14 protein-coding genes and 1 pseudogene are annotated in these 15,882 nt (G+C 59.6%); 10 read left to right on the top strand and 5 right to left on the bottom strand.

What is annotated here, in order from left to right:
- Positions 1-204 precede the first annotated feature (204 nt).
- Both GA829_RS35090 and GA829_RS35085 read right to left on the bottom strand, forming a co-directional pair.
- Complete coding sequence (locus GA829_RS35090) at positions 205-705, bottom strand: SRPBCC family protein (protein ID WP_195180349.1); 501 nt, start codon at positions 703-705, stop codon at positions 205-207.
- Positions 689-1,048, bottom strand: a complete 360-nt coding sequence (locus GA829_RS35085; RefSeq protein WP_195180348.1) for an ArsR/SmtB family transcription factor — start codon at positions 1,046-1,048, stop codon at positions 689-691. Before GA829_RS35085 ends, GA829_RS35090 begins: the two co-directional genes overlap by 17 nt.
- Positions 1,049-1,870: 822 nt before the next feature.
- Here GA829_RS35085 and GA829_RS35080 point away from each other — a divergent pair.
- The 4 genes and pseudogenes from GA829_RS35080 to GA829_RS35075 all read left to right on the top strand — a co-directional run bounded on the left by GA829_RS35080 (position 1,871) and on the right by GA829_RS35075 (position 4,550).
- On the top strand, positions 1,871-2,932 hold the full coding sequence (locus GA829_RS35080) for a 1-aminocyclopropane-1-carboxylate deaminase/D-cysteine desulfhydrase (RefSeq protein ID WP_195180347.1): 1,062 nt from the start codon (positions 1,871-1,873) through the stop codon (positions 2,930-2,932).
- A gap of 19 nt (positions 2,933-2,951) precedes the next feature.
- Positions 2,952-3,080 (top strand): hypothetical protein, encoded by a 129-nt coding sequence (locus GA829_RS37135; protein ID WP_258052460.1) that lies wholly within the window; start codon positions 2,952-2,954, stop codon positions 3,078-3,080.
- Between the two features lie 77 nt (positions 3,081-3,157).
- Positions 3,158-3,344 (top strand): annotated as a pseudogene (gene glnQ / locus GA829_RS37130) (glutamine ABC transporter ATP-binding protein GlnQ); the annotation flags it as partial.
- Between the two features lie 156 nt (positions 3,345-3,500).
- The gene (locus GA829_RS35075) at positions 3,501-4,550 is read left to right on the top strand and encodes a M14 family metallopeptidase (RefSeq protein WP_195180346.1); all 1,050 of its coding nucleotides are present in this window, start codon (positions 3,501-3,503) and stop codon (positions 4,548-4,550) included.
- A 458-nt stretch (positions 4,551-5,008) separates the two neighbouring features.
- Here GA829_RS35075 and cueR read toward each other — a convergent pair whose 3' ends face one another.
- Positions 5,009-5,458, bottom strand: coding sequence for a Cu(I)-responsive transcriptional regulator (gene cueR, locus GA829_RS35070; RefSeq protein WP_195180345.1), 450 nt, complete (start codon positions 5,456-5,458; stop codon positions 5,009-5,011).
- Between the two features lie 62 nt (positions 5,459-5,520).
- Positions 5,521-8,025, bottom strand: coding sequence for a heavy metal translocating P-type ATPase (locus GA829_RS35065; protein WP_195180344.1), 2,505 nt, complete (start codon positions 8,023-8,025; stop codon positions 5,521-5,523).
- 164 nt (positions 8,026-8,189) lie between these two features.
- Between GA829_RS35065 and GA829_RS35060 the strand changes: the two genes are divergently transcribed.
- From GA829_RS35060 to GA829_RS35045, 4 genes are all read left to right on the top strand, one after another.
- Positions 8,190-8,384 (top strand): heavy-metal-associated domain-containing protein, encoded by a 195-nt coding sequence (locus GA829_RS35060; RefSeq protein ID WP_195180343.1) that lies wholly within the window; start codon positions 8,190-8,192, stop codon positions 8,382-8,384.
- 14 nt (positions 8,385-8,398) lie between these two features.
- Positions 8,399-8,575, top strand: a complete 177-nt coding sequence (locus tag GA829_RS35055) for a hypothetical protein (protein ID WP_195180342.1) — start codon at positions 8,399-8,401, stop codon at positions 8,573-8,575.
- 14 nt (positions 8,576-8,589) lie between these two features.
- Complete coding sequence (gene copM / locus GA829_RS35050; RefSeq protein ID WP_195180341.1) at positions 8,590-8,805, top strand: CopM family metallochaperone; 216 nt, start codon at positions 8,590-8,592, stop codon at positions 8,803-8,805.
- Positions 8,806-8,915: 110 nt separating this feature from the next.
- Entirely contained in the window at positions 8,916-10,487 is a 1,572-nt protein-coding gene (locus GA829_RS35045; protein WP_195180340.1) for a multicopper oxidase family protein, read from the top strand.
- Positions 10,488-10,641: 154 nt separating this feature from the next.
- Here GA829_RS35045 and GA829_RS37725 read toward each other — a convergent pair whose 3' ends face one another.
- Positions 10,642-11,043 carry a peptidyl-tRNA hydrolase gene (locus tag GA829_RS37725; RefSeq protein WP_374940459.1) on the bottom strand — a complete coding sequence of 134 codons (402 nt, stop codon included), beginning with the start codon at positions 11,041-11,043 and terminating at the stop codon, positions 10,642-10,644.
- 373 nt (positions 11,044-11,416) lie between these two features.
- Here GA829_RS37725 and GA829_RS35035 point away from each other — a divergent pair, with 373 nt between their 5' ends.
- On the top strand, positions 11,417-12,670 hold the full coding sequence (locus GA829_RS35035; protein WP_195180338.1) for an efflux RND transporter periplasmic adaptor subunit: 1,254 nt from the start codon (positions 11,417-11,419) through the stop codon (positions 12,668-12,670).
- Complete coding sequence (locus GA829_RS35030) at positions 12,667-15,852, top strand: efflux RND transporter permease subunit (RefSeq protein ID WP_195180337.1); 3,186 nt, start codon at positions 12,667-12,669, stop codon at positions 15,850-15,852. Before GA829_RS35035 ends, GA829_RS35030 begins: the two co-directional genes overlap by 4 nt.
- The last annotated feature ends 30 nt before the right edge of the window (positions 15,853-15,882 follow it).

The raw sequence follows: 15,882 nt of genomic DNA, 5'->3' as shown, positions 1-15,882 counted from the left end.
ATCCTCCTATGGTTTGCTAGGCGCCGATGATGCCTCAGCCTCGACGCTTCCCATAGCTTCTCCCGGAGGTCTCATGCGTGCGCCGAAAATGGCCGACTTTTACACCGCCGCGTAGCCGGATTTTACTCCGCCGTTGACAGTTCAATCACTCACCTTCGACGTTACCGGACAGCCAAAGCACGCTGAACCATCGGCGTCGGGCGCCTACGGCGTTGCCACGCCTACCTCCAAAGTACTGAGAAGTTCGTCCAGCTGATCAAGCTGCTCGGGCATCCCGCCCTCCATTCCAACGAAGGCTTCGTCGAGAGCCTCCTTGGAGGAGTAGAGTTCGCGGAAGACCAGCAGCGTCTTGCCGCCCGTTTCGTCGAAGGTCACCGTGGTCACCGTGTCCTCTCCACCCTCATCGTTGGTCCAGACGAGCCGCGATTGCGGTATCACCTCGAGATATTTGCCGAAGAAGGCCATGGAATTGGAGGCGTCTCGTCCGAACTCGAGGCGGTATTTGCCCCCGGTACGAACATCCATGTCGCAGGATAGCAGGGACATGCTCCCTGACCTCGGTGCCCACCACCGCATGAAAAGTTCCGGCTTGGTCCAGGCCTCGAACACGATGCGCGCCGGCGCGTCAAAGGTTCGTGTGACCACCAGCTCCCGGTCGGTTCGTTCCACCATTGTGCGAGCGAACTCGCTAGCTTTTTTGTACATTCAATTTCTCCTTTTGTTTCAATTCCTCGACCACCTGGTCCAGCTTGTCGAAGCGGGCTTCCCAGAGCTGGCGGTGGCGATCGAGCCATGCCGCTTCTGTCCCCAGGTCGAGAATGCCGAGCTTACAGGTCCGCACGCGCCCCACCTTTTCGGTAGTGACGAGCCCCGCCTGCTCCAGGACGCTGACGTGCTTCTTCATGCCCGTGAGGGTCATGTTGAAGGTCTGGGCAAGGCCGGTGATCGACGCGTCCCCACGGCCAAGCTGCTCCAGAACGCCGCGTCGGGTAGCATCCGAGATCGCGGCGAACGAGGCATCCAGGCGGGTGTTTTCATACTGAACCATGTGGTTCAGTATCTAGCTCACATTTTCCCGCCATGCAAGCCCCATCATCGAAGCAGGGACAAGGAACTCGGCGGCGCCGGCGGACTTATCCTGTTATGAACACACGTGGCATCGATTTTCAGGACGGGCAAGAAGCCGACGCTGCCGCCGCGTACTCAATCGGGTATGGCCTACTCGCCGACATCGCGTCGACCAGATCGCCCCCTTTATTCTTTTAATGCCAATCTTCGGCGTGCTGACCGCGTATATGTTCCTTGGCGAAGCTATCACCCCGCTCGTCGTGGCTGGAAGCACCGCTATCTTGATCGGTCTAGCAGACCTCTCTATTCGGCGAGTTGAGGTCAAGCACATTCGAGCTCTTCCACATTTGCTGGCATTCAACGTCTCCGCGGGGCCTCGCTTCTCTTCGGGATCGACACCTCGGCCCTCCCAGGATGGGATTAGAAGAATGAGTGGAACAATCTGTTGGGCGCCTGATCGCGTTGATGCAGTCGGCACAAGCCTGCTATCGAACTCACCTCATTCATCGTCCCGCGAAGGACGTCTTTCCACCAGCTGGTGGAACTCTTGGTCTCCTTGATGGTCTACGTAACGTGGGCCGTTAGGCGGCCACTGGCGAGTTGCTCTCCCTAGTCCAACGGAACTGCGTGCCGTCGCTCTCTGCTTTCGATTCTATTTCTGTCCTCTCCGGCATTCGGCCCGATTCCTGCGTGCAAACCATGGTCAATTCCCGGAAAAAACAGATACAAATTTTCCAAACGGGAGGACGATATGCGCCCTGCTGACTGACGGAACTGCGGTCGAAGATACCAAGGAGCTAAGATGTTTAACGAACCACTTGTGCAAGACCTGAAAACTCGACTTGGCACGGTTCCACGCTTTGCCTTAGCGCAGCTTCCGACACCTTTGCAGCCGCTTCATAACTTTGGAAAACTGCTTAACGGACCCGAACTCTGGATGAAGCGTGACGATTTGTCTGGCCTTCAGGGCGGCGGAAACAAAACCCGCAAACTGGAGTTTCTGACGGGTGATGCACTGCGCAAAGGCTGCGATATGCTGGTGACAGTGGGCGCGATACAATCAAACCACACACGCCAGACCGCCGCCGCCGCCGCCAAGGCAGGGATGAAATGCTCTTTGCTGCACTGTGCCTGGACTAAGGATGCGGGTCCCAACTATCGTCACGTCGGAAATATCTTGCTCAGCCATCTGATGGGCGCCGAGCTTTACATTGATGAAACGCAGCGCCCGATCGAAGACCAAGGCCCGCTCGCGGAATTCATGGAGCATCTGCGCAGCCAAGGTCACAAGCCCTACCTGATCCCGGGCGGTGCCTCGGAGCATCGTCTGGGTAGCATGGGCTACATGAACTGCGCCATCGAACTGGCAACTCAGATGCAGCAGATCGGTCAGTTCTTTGATTATCTGGTTCACACAACCGGCTCGAGCAGCACGCAATCTGGTCTTGTCGCGGGGTTCAAGGCGCTTGGCATCAAGACGCGGATTATCGGCGTCGCCGATGATGGCGAAACCGAGATCAAGGCAAGGCGGGTTCGGCAGCTGGCCAATGAGGCACTTCAATTTCTCGAACTACCCGAACTGGTCGAGGAAAGCGATGTGACGGTGGTTGCGTCGAACATGGCTGATTACGGTTATGCGGATGCGGCCATCAAGGAAGGCATTCACCTGATGGCCACGCGCGAGGGACTGATCGCCGATCCGGTTTATGAGGGGCGCGCCATTCGCGGGCTGCTGGATCTGTCTGCGGCGGGCCGGTTCGAGCCGAACGCCAAGATCTTGCTTATGCATCTTGGAGGTGCACCCGCGATTCACGCCTATGCCGGTCAGTTCGGTGATGTTGTTCTGACTCCTTTCAATGCATGATGACCAGAAGGAAAACGGGATGACAAAGATCACATTGGACAAAGACGACCTGACCGCGAACATCCGGGTCCATATCGCCGAGAGCGGCCGGTTGAAATACCAGCGTGCGCTGCTGGAATTTGAAGACGACGCGGGGGCCTTTCTTTAGCGACAACGTCTTTGAGACGAGCTTTCTGATGCGTGAGGGTCAGCCGCCGCTTATCTAGGAGGTCTCGGGCCCATACGATAGAGTTGGCCTACGATGGCATGACCGTGCTCTGCGTCACCCACGAAATGGGGTTCGCGCGTCGTGTAGCTGACCGGGTCATTTTCATGGACGAGGGGAAAATTGTTGAACAAACCGATCCCGATACATTCTGACGCCCCTAAACATGCACGAACCAAGGAATTCCTCATACAGCTGCTACACTGACGCGCCAAACTGGACCGGATCAGACATCGCTATGCAACAGGCTGGAAGCCAAAAATGTCACATTTCACAAAAGCCGTTCCCCTCCCACTGACAAGTCCTGGCACCAAGCGGCACCTTACCTTTCATAGGTGGGGTACCCTAGGGACGTCGCCCAAAGTGTATATTCAAGCGGCACTACATGCGGACGAACTCCCAGCCGTAATGACCGCATGTCATCTAATCCCCCTGTTTGACGCGGCAGCACGTGAAGGACAGATTGTTGGCGAAATCATTCTTGTTACAAACGCCAATCCGGTTGGCATGGCGCAGTCCCTCAATACCCACCATCTGGGACGACACGCGTTTGCTGACGGCGGCGGTAACTTCAATCGGGGCTGGCCGGACCTCGGGGCAATCGTTCTTGAGCGTTTTAGGGGGAGCTTTGGGGATAACGCTCAACAGAATATTGTCCTAATGCGAACCGAGTTGCGCAACGCAGTCGTGGCGCTGCCCGAAACCTCCGAGTGGCAGGCACTGCAAAAGGCCCTGCTTACGCTGTCGATCGATGCCGATATTGTATTTGATCTGCATTGCGATTTTCAGGCGGAGCTGCATTTGTTTGCCCATGTAGAACACAAGGACATGGTGAGCGACCTTGGCTGCGATATGGGGGCAAGCGTCGTTATTCTTGAGCAAAGCATTGCTGCGGGATTATTTGACGAATGCAATGGCGGTCCGTGGTTTAAGGTGCGCAAGGCATTGAAGCTCGCGGCTGATCTGATGCCGGCTGCGTGTTTTGCGCCGACAATCGAACTGCGGGGGCGCAGCGATGTTTCCGACCAATTCGGCGCGAGAGACGCGGCAAATATTATGAACTTTCTGAGGCGCAACGGCGCTGTCCTCGGTGAAGCCCCGCCGTTGCCCGCCGCGCGCTGTGAGGCGACGGCGGTTTCTGGATGCGACATGATACCGGCACCAGTCGCTGGTATGGTGGCTTGGCATGTGGGGGTCGGCACTCAAGTGGTCGACGGTGAGCATATCGCGGATGTGATCGATTTCGACTCGCCAGAACCGTTGCTGGCCCGAACGCCAGTGTTTGCTCGCCAGTCAGGTCGCCTTTTCTCTCAACGCCTCGGCCACCTGACGCGCCCAGGCGAAATTTTGTGTCAGATAGCAGGGAAAACCTCGCTTGTGCATCGACAGAATGCACAATTTCTGAACCCTTGATGCAGTCAAAGTGAGGATGACTCGAGGCTACGCACAGTCCGCGCATGACGAAGTCATCGATGTCGGCTGGGAATAGAGCGCGAGTACCATGGACCGTGTTGCATGGGTCGCAACCTACCCGCGCCTTTTCTCATGCCACGCGTTCGAACTCGGCACGGCCGAGCCCGGTCATTCGGTTCAAGATGTTGAGGCCAATAGTGGCCTCGGTCCGTTGGTTGGCGAGGGTTCTTGCCTTGAGTTTCTGCCCCGATGGCAGTCTTCCAGCGACCCATCTGGGTCTCGATCCGAGAGCGCTGATTGTAGCCACTGGATTTTTGCCAACCCATTCTGCCTTGGGTTTATTTCAGAGCGTGTCAAGCCAGGCGAGCACGCTTGCATCGCCGTTGCTTTCAGCAGGGACAGGTCAAGAATTATGCGCCACTTTGCTGAGACGCGGTTTTGGCGCACCGGCGCTGTCTTCATTGCGACAAGCGTGCGACTGCGCCGGGGCGAGGCTGGATCTTCAGATTCTCATCCTCCGGATCAGTTTCGAGGTTGTGCAGGATCGGGCAATGGGGGCGATGGTCACCATGGCAGGCGTTGACTAGCACAGTGAGCGTGTGGGCCATGTCCTGAAGGCCCTTGATCTTCTTTTCCAGTTGGTCGATGTGGCCCCGCGCCAGGCGCTTGACCTCGGCGCTCTGCCGGGTTTCGTCACGCCATAGACCGAGCAGATCGCCGATCTCGGCAACGGCAAAGCCAAGATCGCGTGCGCGGCGGATGAAGCGCAGCATATGGACGTCGGTGGCCGAATAGTCGCGGTAGCCGGATTCCTTGCGGTCCGCCGCTGGAATGAGACCGGTCTGCTCGTAGTAACGGATCATCTTGGCCGAGACGCCCGATGCCTTCGATGCCTGTCCTATGTTCATCAGCATTCTCCCTAAAATGACACGGCGACCGACCCGGATATAGGGTCGGCCGCCGCGGTTTGTCAGTTCGCCACTTTGAACGCGCGCAACCGCAGCGCATTGCCGAGCACGAACACACTCGACAGCGCCATGGCGCCCGCTGCGAACACTGGCGACAGCAAGATGCCATAGACGGGATAGAGCAGGCCGGCGGCGACCGGGATCAACGCCGTGTTGTAGGCAAACGCCCAGAACAGGTTCTGCCTGATGTTGCCGATCGTCGCCTTTGACAGCGCGATGGCGTTCGACACCCCCTGCAGGCTGCCCGACATCAGCACCACGTCCGCCGCCTCGATGGCGATGTCCGTCCCTGTGCCGATGGCCAGACCCACATCCGCCTCCGCCAGCGCCGGGGCGTCGTTGATGCCGTCGCCGACGAAGGCTACCTTCCCGTACTTGGCCCGGAGGCGGCGAACCGCATCGACCTTGCCGTCCGGCAACACTTCGGCCACAACTTCGTCGATCCCCAGCCGCGTCGCGATGGCCTTGGCCGTGCGGGCATTGTCGCCGGTGATCATCGCGACCTTGAGCCCGAGATTGTGCAGGGCCTTGATTGCCGCAGGCGTGGTGTCCTTAATCGGGTCGGCTACGGCGACGATCGCCGCGAGCTTACCATCGATTGCGGCATAGAGCGGTGACTTGCCCTCGTTGCCCAAGCGCTCCGCAATCTTGGCGAACGCCGCCACATCATAGCCGAGTTCGACCATATAGCGGTCTGCGCCGATCTCGACGCGCTTGCCGGCGACCTTGGCCTTGACGCCAAAGCCGGTCACCGATTCAAAGTCCGACACGGTTGGCAACACGATGCCTTCCTTTGTCGCCGCGTCCACGATGGCGCTGGCAATCGGGTGTTCCGATTTGGTCTCAACCGCAGCGACCAGCCCGAGAACCTGCGACCGTTCGAAGCCGGGAGCCAGTTCCAGATCGGTCAGGGCTGGCTTACCCTCGGTGAGCGTACCCGTTTTGTCGAGCGCCACGACCCTGGCGTCCTTCAGCAATTGGAGTGCTTCACCCTTACGGAAGAGCACGCCGAGTTCGGCGCCGCGGCCGGTGCCGACCATAATGGAGGTTGGCGTGGCTACACCCATGGCGCATGGGCAAGCGATGATCAGGACGGCGACGGCATTGACCAGCGCAAAAGTGAGCGCGGGCGACGGGCCGAAATAGAGCCAGGCAGCAAAGGTGAAGGCTGCGACGGCAAAGACCGCCGGAACGAACCACATCGTAACCTTGTCGACCAGCGCCTGGATCGGCAGCTTGGAGCCCTGCGCCTCTTCAACCATGCGGATGATCTGCGAAAGCACCGTATTGCCGCCGACCGCCGTCGCGCGGAACGCGAACGCACCCTTCTGGTTGACTGTGCCGCCGACGACCGCACTACCGACCGACTTTGAAACCGGGATCGGCTCGCCGGTGATCATCGACTCATCTACATAGCTGGCACCTTCAAACACCTCGCCATCGACGGGCAGACGTTCGCCGGGACGAACCTCGACGATATCGCCGGAAACGACCGAGCCTATAGGCAGATCGATCGTTTTGCCGTCCCTGCGGACGCGCGCCGTCTTGGCTTGAAGCCCGGCCAGACGCTTGATCGCTTCGGATGTCCGGCCCTTGGCACGGGCCTCGAGCAGGCGGCCGAGCAGAATAAGCGTCACGATGACCGCGGCGGCTTCAAAATAAACGTTGATTGTTCCGGGCGGCAGGAAGCCGGGAGCGAAGGTCGCAACCAGCGAATACCCATAGGCTGCAAGCGAGCCGACAGCCACAAGCGAGTTCATGTCGGGGGCAAGACGCCAAAGCGCCGGGAGCCCCTTGTCATAAAAACGAATGCCCGGAATGAAGAGCACAAGCGTTGTCAGTGCGAACTGGATGTACCAGCTCCACTGCATGCCAATCGTCGATTCGATGAGGCCATGCATGTCCGGAATGAGGTGCGATCCCATCTCCATGAGAAAGACCGGCGCGGCAAGCATCGCCGCGATGATGAAGTCACGAGTCAATTCGCGGCGCTCTGCTTCCTTCTTCTCTGCTCGCTCGGCGTTCGCGTCTTCACCGCTATTGCCGGCGGCCGCGCCGATCACTTTTGCCTCGTAACCGACGTCTTCGATCGCCGCAATCAGGGTCGCCGCATCGGCGGTTCCGCGGATCGTGGCACGCTCGGTCGCCAGATTGACGACCGCCTCCGTCACGCCGGGAATCGTCTTCAGCGCGCGCTCGACGCGGCCGACGCAGGATGCGCAGGTCATGCCCTCAATCGATAGCTCTGTGGGACCAGCCGAATCGGCAGATTTCGCCTGCACGGAATAACCGACGTTTTCGATGACCTCGACAAGCTTTGCGCGGGCAACAGTCGATTTGGTCGTGATGCTCGCACGTTCCGTAGCCAAGTTGACCGATACGGTCTCAACGCCTGGGACGGCCTTCAGGGCTCTTTCGATACGACCGACGCAGGACGCGCAGGTCATGCCCTCGATGGGTAGTGATATCGTTGCAGATAAGTCTGTTGCTCGAACGGGGGCATTCATAGCCGCCTCCTTTTCTCGTTCCGAAATTCAAGTTCGGAGTGAAGGTGGGGCTTCCAACCATGGGAAGGTCAATAGCAAAAATTCCTTTTCCGCACCACTTGACCTTACCATGGTTGGAAGCCCCACCTTAAGCGTCATGAGACCCAAACCAAAGGAGAATTCTCATGGAACTCAGAATCGAAAACATGACCTGCGGCGGCTGCGCCAAATCAGTCACCAAGGCGATCCAGTCAGTTGATCCCAACGCCAAGATCGAGACCAATCCAGCCGCACGCATGGTCAAGGTCGAGACGACCGCACCCTCGGCGGCGCTTCAAAGGGTTCTCGAAGAAGCCGGCTATCCGGCAACGGCGAACTGAACAGGAGCGATATCATGAACAAGCTCACTCCTATCTTCATCGCAGGGGCGCTCGCCATCAGCGCCGGTCTCGCGATCGCACAGAGCCAAATGAACAAGGACGATCCCATGCAAGGTCATAATATGCTGGGAATGAACATGTCGGGCATGGAGAGCCGGCCTCCGACAACCCGTCCACAAAAGCTTACATAGCTGCCAACGACAGCATGCATACGGACATGATGGTCGAGTTCACCGGCGATGCCGACATCGACTTCATGCGCGGCATGATCCCGCACCATCAGGGCGCGATCGATATGGGGAAAGTCGTGCTTGACTACGGCAAGGATCCGGAGGTCCGCGAACTCGCTGAAGAGGTGGTCAAGCCCCAGGAAGGCGACATCGCCACGATGAAGACGTGGCTCGCCGACCGCAGCGAGTAGCAATCGGAGGCGGCTCCCAGGAGAGCCGCCTTTGGCAAGAAAAAAGAAACTCAAGACATAGTTGAACGGCCTTGCCGTTGACTGTCAAACGACCGAGAGGAAGACGATCAATGCATCGGCGGACTTTTCTGGCGAGCCTTACGGGTCTCGTCGTTGCCGGGCCTGCAGCAGCCCAGATGGAGCACGATATGGGCGGCATGAGCGGCCACGGCAATCACAACATGCCTACGGCGGGCACCAACCCCGTTTTGCCGGAAGGGCAGCCGCTCAAGGAGTTGCCACGGCTGTCCAACCAGTCGGCCGTGCCCGGCGTATTCAAAGCAAAGCTAGCAGCAGAACCAGGCGTCGTGCGGTTCGCCGAAGGGCTCGATACGCCTGTGCTTCTTTATAACGGCACCAGTCCCGTGATCGAGGCAAGTGAGGGAGACAAAGTCGAGATCAGCTTCAAGAACGGGATTCCAGGCGAACCCACGACGATCCATTGGCATGGCATGCCCGTGCCGGCCGACCAGGATGGCAGTCCGAGCGACCCCGTAGCCTCGGGTGGCGAGCGCGTTTATGCGTTCGCACTGCCGGAAGGCAGTGCGGCATCTTATTGGTTCCATCCCCATCCCCATGGTTTGACCGCCGAGCAGGTCTATCGCGGACTCGCCGGTATCTTTCTGGTCAAACCGAAGGACGATCCCATCCCGCCGGAATATGGCGACACGATCCTCATGCTCACCGATCTCAGGATCGCCGTCGACGGGACGATGCCGGAAAGCACGATGACCGATCTTATGAACGGCCGCGTCGGCGATCATGTGCTGGTCAACGGGCAGAAGAACCCGGCGATGACTGTTGCGCTTGGTGAAAAACGCCGTCTACGTCTCTACAACACGACGAATGCGCGTTTCCTGCGGCTCAAGTTCGAGAATGCCAGTATGACCGTCGTCGGAACGGACGGCGGCCTGATCGAAGCGCCCGTCGCCGTCGACGAGTTGCTGCTCACGCCGGCCGAACGCGTTGAATTGATCGTTTCCTTCGACAAGCCGGGAGCGGCCAAGCTCACTACGCTCGAATATGAGCGCGGTTGGATGGGGCCGGGCAAGCCGAACGAGGTCGGCATGATCCTGCTGACGGCAAACGTGTCAGACGAGGCGGTGACTGCGATGCCGCCCCTGCCAGCAAAGCTACGCTCCATCGAAACTCTTGGGAATCCGGTTGTCACGCGCCGGTTGGTGCTGACTGAATCCATGGGCGGAATGGACCATGGCAGCATGTCGATGCAGGGCATGGATCATGGCAACACGACGATGAACGGCATGGATCACTCCAACATGTCCATGTCTTCCGACAGCATGGAGATGAAGTTCCTGATCAACGGTGCCAGCTTCGACATGAACCGCATAGACGAAGTCTCGAAAGTCGGACAAGTCGAGCTTTGGGAAGTCGTCAACGAGGCGGATATGGATCATCCGTTCCATGTGCATGGGACGCAGTTTCAGATCGCGGAGCGCGAGAAGGACGGGAAGGTCACCACGCCATCCTATCGCGCGTGGAAGGATACCGTGAACATCGTGGCCGGCGAGACGGTCCGGATACTGCTGCGCCAGGATCTGCCGGGCCCGCGCATGTATCACTGCCACATCCTCGAGCACGAACAGCTCGGTATGATGGGTACGGTTGACGTTCAAGCCTAGTCTGGATCAGCGAATGAAACAAAGGCCCGCCGCGAAGATGTTCGCGGCGGGCCTTTGTCATTGGGGGCGAGCGACGAGACCTCATCGCCGGCGGCAGCATCAGTCGACCGTAACCGGCGCCGGCGGCTTTTCCGGGGTAAAGAACCTACGTCTTTTACTCGGATGAAGGCCACGGCCTCGGCCGACCAGAAAACGGGACCTCCTTGGCAGCCGTTGTGGAGCATTTCTGGCCGCACATCTGGGCGGACGCAGCGAACCCGTGGGCGATGACTTCAAGGAGTCCACGATCGAATTCCGGACTGGCCGCGACCTGATTCCTGGTCTGAACTGAGCGGCTACTCGCTTCGTGCTTGCCAGCCTCGAACAGTCTCAAGCGTGCGTGACATCGTCTTGGGAGGTCTCGGTTGTAGCATGGGCCGACCGCCCCGACGGTATAGGTTGGTTGGTCGAACACTGTATGGCCCGCATCTTTAACAGAGATGGCGATAAGGCCTGCCTCCTTACATATCTCGACGCAGGTCAAGAATTCTCTCTCGTTTCTGACGCCGACGGCGATCTTCCCCGCGCGTCACTCATAGCCGGGACGAAGGCTTGCCTTTGCGTCCGCCGGTCCCGGCCGAAAGCCATTGACTAATCGTGTCAGGGAAGCCGCCAATCACACGTGATTGGCGGCTTCCCACCCTGCTGGAGCACTTCGTAGCAAAGCCGATCCACGGCGCTCATCCGAGACGAACTCCTCTCATTCAAACGACGTCGGCGACGTAAAGCATGCAGTTGGCCGCCGCATAGCGGGATGGATGCGGCCTGTTCGGAAAAAGCGTTCTAAGGGCCTTGACCTTCCCATCGTTGGAAGCCCCACCTTCGTCAAGCATTTACCGCCGCCGTCTCCCGCGAGCCTGGAGCGCGCGCCCGTATGAAAGTGAACGAGAATGAATAAGAAAGCCGCCACCCTGCTCTTAGCAGCCGTCGTCATTGCCGGTGGCGCCTTGGTCTACCGCGACGAAGTGGAACCCTATACAAGCCGCCTTCTGGCGCTTGTATCGTCGACTGCCGTACCCGAAGCTGCTGCCCAGCTGGACGAAATGCCCGTACCACAGGTGCCGGTCGCCGAGGTAGTCTCGCGCAAGGTCGCGCTGTCGGTGGAGTTTACAGGCCATCTCGAGGCGACCAAGGTCGTCGAACTTCGCCCACGTGTCGGCGGCGCAATCGACGCCGTGAGCGTTCCCGAAGGCGGTCTTGTGCGCCAGGGCCAGCTTCTGTTCCAGATCGACCCCAGGCCATTCCAGGCCGCACTGGATGCCGCCAAGGCTCAGTTGCAGCAGGCGGCGGTTCTGCTCGATCAGGCCGAGATCGATTTTAAGCGCGTCGAAACGTTGGCGCCCAAAGGCACCGTATCGCGCAAGACCTTCGATGACGCGCAGACCGCACGCCGCCAGCGGCAGGCGCAGGTCGAAATCGCGAAGGCATCTGTAGCCGGCGCCGAACTTGATCTTTCCTTCACGCGCGTCACCGCTCCGATTGGTGGGCGCGTCGACCGGGTTCTGGTCTCCGAAGGCAATCTTGTCGCCGGCGGAAATGCCGGAGCTGCGACACTTCTCACCACGATCGTCTCGACCGACCCTCTCTATGTGTATTTCGATATCGACGAAGCCACCTATCTCGAATTCGTTGTACGTGCCCGGGCGATCGAAAGTGGAAAGGCCGCCGGCAAGATACCGGTACAGGTGGGGCTGATGACCGATGCCGGCTTCCCGCACGTGGGCGAATTCGATTTTCTCGGCAATCGCGTCGACCGAAGCACGGGGACAATCCGCGCTCGAGCCGTTGTGAAGAACCCTGATGGCCAGCTAGCGCCTGGCCTTTTTGCGCGGGTCAACCTCGTTACCGCCGAGCCCGTTCAGACCGTGCTCATCGACGATCAGGCGATCGGTATCGATCAAGGTAACCGCTACGTGCTGGTCCTCGGAACTGAGGACAAGGCCGAATACCGCCCGGTCGAACTCGGGCCCATGGTCGACGGTCTGCGTGTCGTCACAGCCGGCCTCAATTCGGGTGAGAAGATCATCGTGAAAGGGCTGGTCCGTCCGGGTATGCGGGTGGCCCCGCAGATGGTTTCGATGCTGCCCGACCAAGCCGCCGATGAAAACCGGGCTGCTGCTGAAACGCAGGAGGCGCGTCGATGAATATTCCGCGCTTTTTCGCCGACCGCCCGATCTTTGCGGTCGTTCTGTCTGTCTTGATGCTGATCGCCGGTGGCCTGACGCTACTGAAGCTGCCGTTGAGCGAGTATCCCCAGGTTACCCCACCGACAGTGCAGGTAACGGCAAGCTATCCCGGCGCTAATCCCGAGGTGATCGCCGAAACGGTTGCCGCACCGCTTGAGCAGGCGATCAACGGCGTCGAAAATATGCTCTATATGAGCTCGCAGGCCGCGACCGACGGACGCATGACGCTGACGGTGACCTTTCAGCAGGGCACCGATCCCGACATGGCGCAGATCCAGGTGCAGAACCGCGTCTCGCGGGTGCTTCCGCGTCTGCCGCAGGAAGTGCAGCGCATTGGCGTCGTGACGCAGAAGACCTCGCCCGACATCCTGATGGTCGTCCATCTCGTCTCGCCCGACGATCGCTACGATCCTCTCTACCTGTCGAACTTCGCCACTTTGCAGGTGCGCGACCAGCTTGCGCGCCTGCCAGGTGTGGGTGATGTGCTGGTCTGGGGTGCTGGCGAATATTCGATGCGGATCTGGCTCGATCCGGCCAAGGTGGCGGCGCGCGGTCTGACCGCCTCCGACGTGGTGGCGGCAATTCAGGAGCAGAACGTCCAGGTGGCCGCCGGCTCGGTTGGCCAGCAGCCGGAAGCCTCGGCCGCGTTTCAGGTCACGGTCAACACCCTTGGCAGGCTTTCGAACGAGGAGCAGTTCGGCGACATCGTCGTCAAGACGGGCACTGATGGCCAAGTCACCCGTCTGCTGGATATTGCCCGTATCGAACTTGGTGCGGACTCCTACGCCCTGCGCAGTCTTCTTGACGGCAAGCCGGCGCTGGCGATGCAGATCATCCAGAGCCCCGGCGCCAACGCGCTCGACGTGTCGAGCGCCATTCGCGGCACCATGGAGGAACTACAGAAAGGTTTTCCCGAGGGTATAGAGTATCGCATCGCCTACGACCCTACGGTCTTCGTCAAGGCTTCTCTGGAAGCCGTGGTGATGACGCTGCTCGAAGCCATCGCGCTGGTCGTACTCGTGGTCGTGCTCTTCCTTCAAACCTGGCGTGCTTCGATCATCCCGCTGGTTGCCGTGCCAGTATCGTTGGTCGGCACATTCGCCCTCATGTACATGTTCGGCTTCTCGCTGAACACGCTGTCGTTGTTCGGGCTCGTGCTCTCGATCGGTATCGTGGTCGATGACGCCATCGTGGTCGTTGAGAACGTCGAGCGTCACATCGCGCTCGGCGAAACGCCGAAGGAGGCAGCGCGCAAGGCCATGGACGAAGTGACCGGGCCGATTATCGCCATTACTTCGGTGCTGTCGGCCGTGTTCATTCCCTCGGCATTCCTGACCGGCCTGCAAGGGGAGTTCTATAGGCAGTTCGCTCTCACGATCGCAATCTCCACCATCCTGTCGGCGGTCAACTCTCTTACGCTTTCTCCCGCACTTGCAGGCGTGCTCCTGAGGCCGCACCACGGAAAGGTGAAGCGCGATCTCTTGACCCGCGTGATCGACGGTTTGTTCGGCTGGTTCTTCCGGCTGTTTAACCGCTTCTTCGACAGCGCCTCGAATGCCTATGTCTGGACGGTGCGCCGCGCCGTGAGGTTCAGCGTGCTCGTCTTGCTTGTCTATGCCGGTCTGGTCGGCATGACATGGATGGGTTTCCAGGCCGTGCCCAACGGGTTCGTCCCGGCTCAGGACAAGTATTACCTTGTCGGCATTGCTCAACTTCCGACCGGAGCCTCGCTGGATCGCACCGAGGCAGTCGTCAAGAAAATGTCGGAGATCGCGCTTGCCGAACCGGGCGTGGAAAGTGTCGTCGCGTTTCCGGGGCTCTCGGTCAACGGTATGGTCAACATTCCCAACGCCGCCGTAATGTTCACGATGCTCAAGCCTTTTGAAGAGCGCAAGGATCCTTCCTTGTCCGCTTTCGCGATCGCGGATCGCTTGATGGGCAAGTTCAGCCAGATCCCCGATGGCTTTACCGGCATCTTCCCGCCGCCACCTGTTCCGGGCCTCGGCTCGACCGGCGGTTTCAAGTTCCAGATCGAGGATCGGGCGGGGCTCGGCTTCGAGGCCCTCGCGCAGGCGCAGGGCACGATCATGGGCAAAGCGATGCAAACACCTGAACTGGCTGGCATGCTCGCGAGCTTCCAGGTGAATGCTCCGCAGATCCAGGTGGACATCGACCGGGTGAAGGCTAAGTCGCAGGGGGTGCCGCTCAACACGATCTTCGAGACGCTGCAGGTTAACCTTGGCTCGCTCTATGCGAACGACTTCAATCGATTCGGTCGCACCTACCGCGTGATGGTCCAGGCGGACGCGCCATTCCGTATGCAGCCGGAGGACATCGGCCGGCTGAAGGTGCGTAACGCGGCGGGCGAAATGATTCCGTTGTCGGCCTTGCTGACCATCAAGCACAGTTCGGGGCCGGATCGCGTCATGCATTATAACGGTTTCCCGTCAGCCGATATCAGCGGCGGCCCGGCGCCCGGATATTCGTTCGGGCAAGCGACCACCGCCATCGAACGGATCGCATCGGAAACGTTACCAACCGGCATGGCCTTCGAGTGGACGGAACTCGCCTATCAGGAGAAACAAGCCGGAAATACGGCCATGTACGTCTTCCCACTGTCAGTTCTGCTCGCGTTTCTGATTCTCGCGGCGCAGTACAACAGTTGGTCATTGCCGTTCGCTGTGTTGCTGATCGCTCCGATGGCGCTGCTTTCCGCGATTGCCGGCGTCTGGTTTACGGGAGGTGACAACAACATTTTTACGCAGATCGGCTTCGTCGTGCTCGTGGGGCTCGCCGCCAAAAATGCGATCCTGATCGTCGAGTTCGCCAGAGCGAAGGAAGATGAAGGCGTCGATCCATTGAACGCCGTGCTTGAAGCAGCCCGGCTTCGCCTGCGGCCGATCCTGATGACCTCGCTCGCCTTCATCGCCGGTGTCGTGCCGCTTGTGATCGCAACGGGGGCCGGTGCCGAGATGCGGCATGTCATGGGAATTGCCGTGTTCGCCGGCATGCTTGGCGTCACGCTGTTCGGGCTAGTGCTCACACCGGTGTTCTACGTCTTGGTCCGCCGTCGGGCGATCGCCCGACAGAAGCGGAGTGACACCTGCATCCGGCGCTCGCCAGATTTCTGGGCAAGCTGATGCTTCGCGCATGTCACCAACATTATGGCG

The organism is Mesorhizobium sp. INR15 (assembly GCF_015500075.1).
GTDB lineage: Bacteria > Pseudomonadota > Alphaproteobacteria > Rhizobiales > Rhizobiaceae > Mesorhizobium.
Note: the sequence above shows the minus strand (reverse complement) of the source record. Positions and strands in the feature narration are given on the sequence as shown.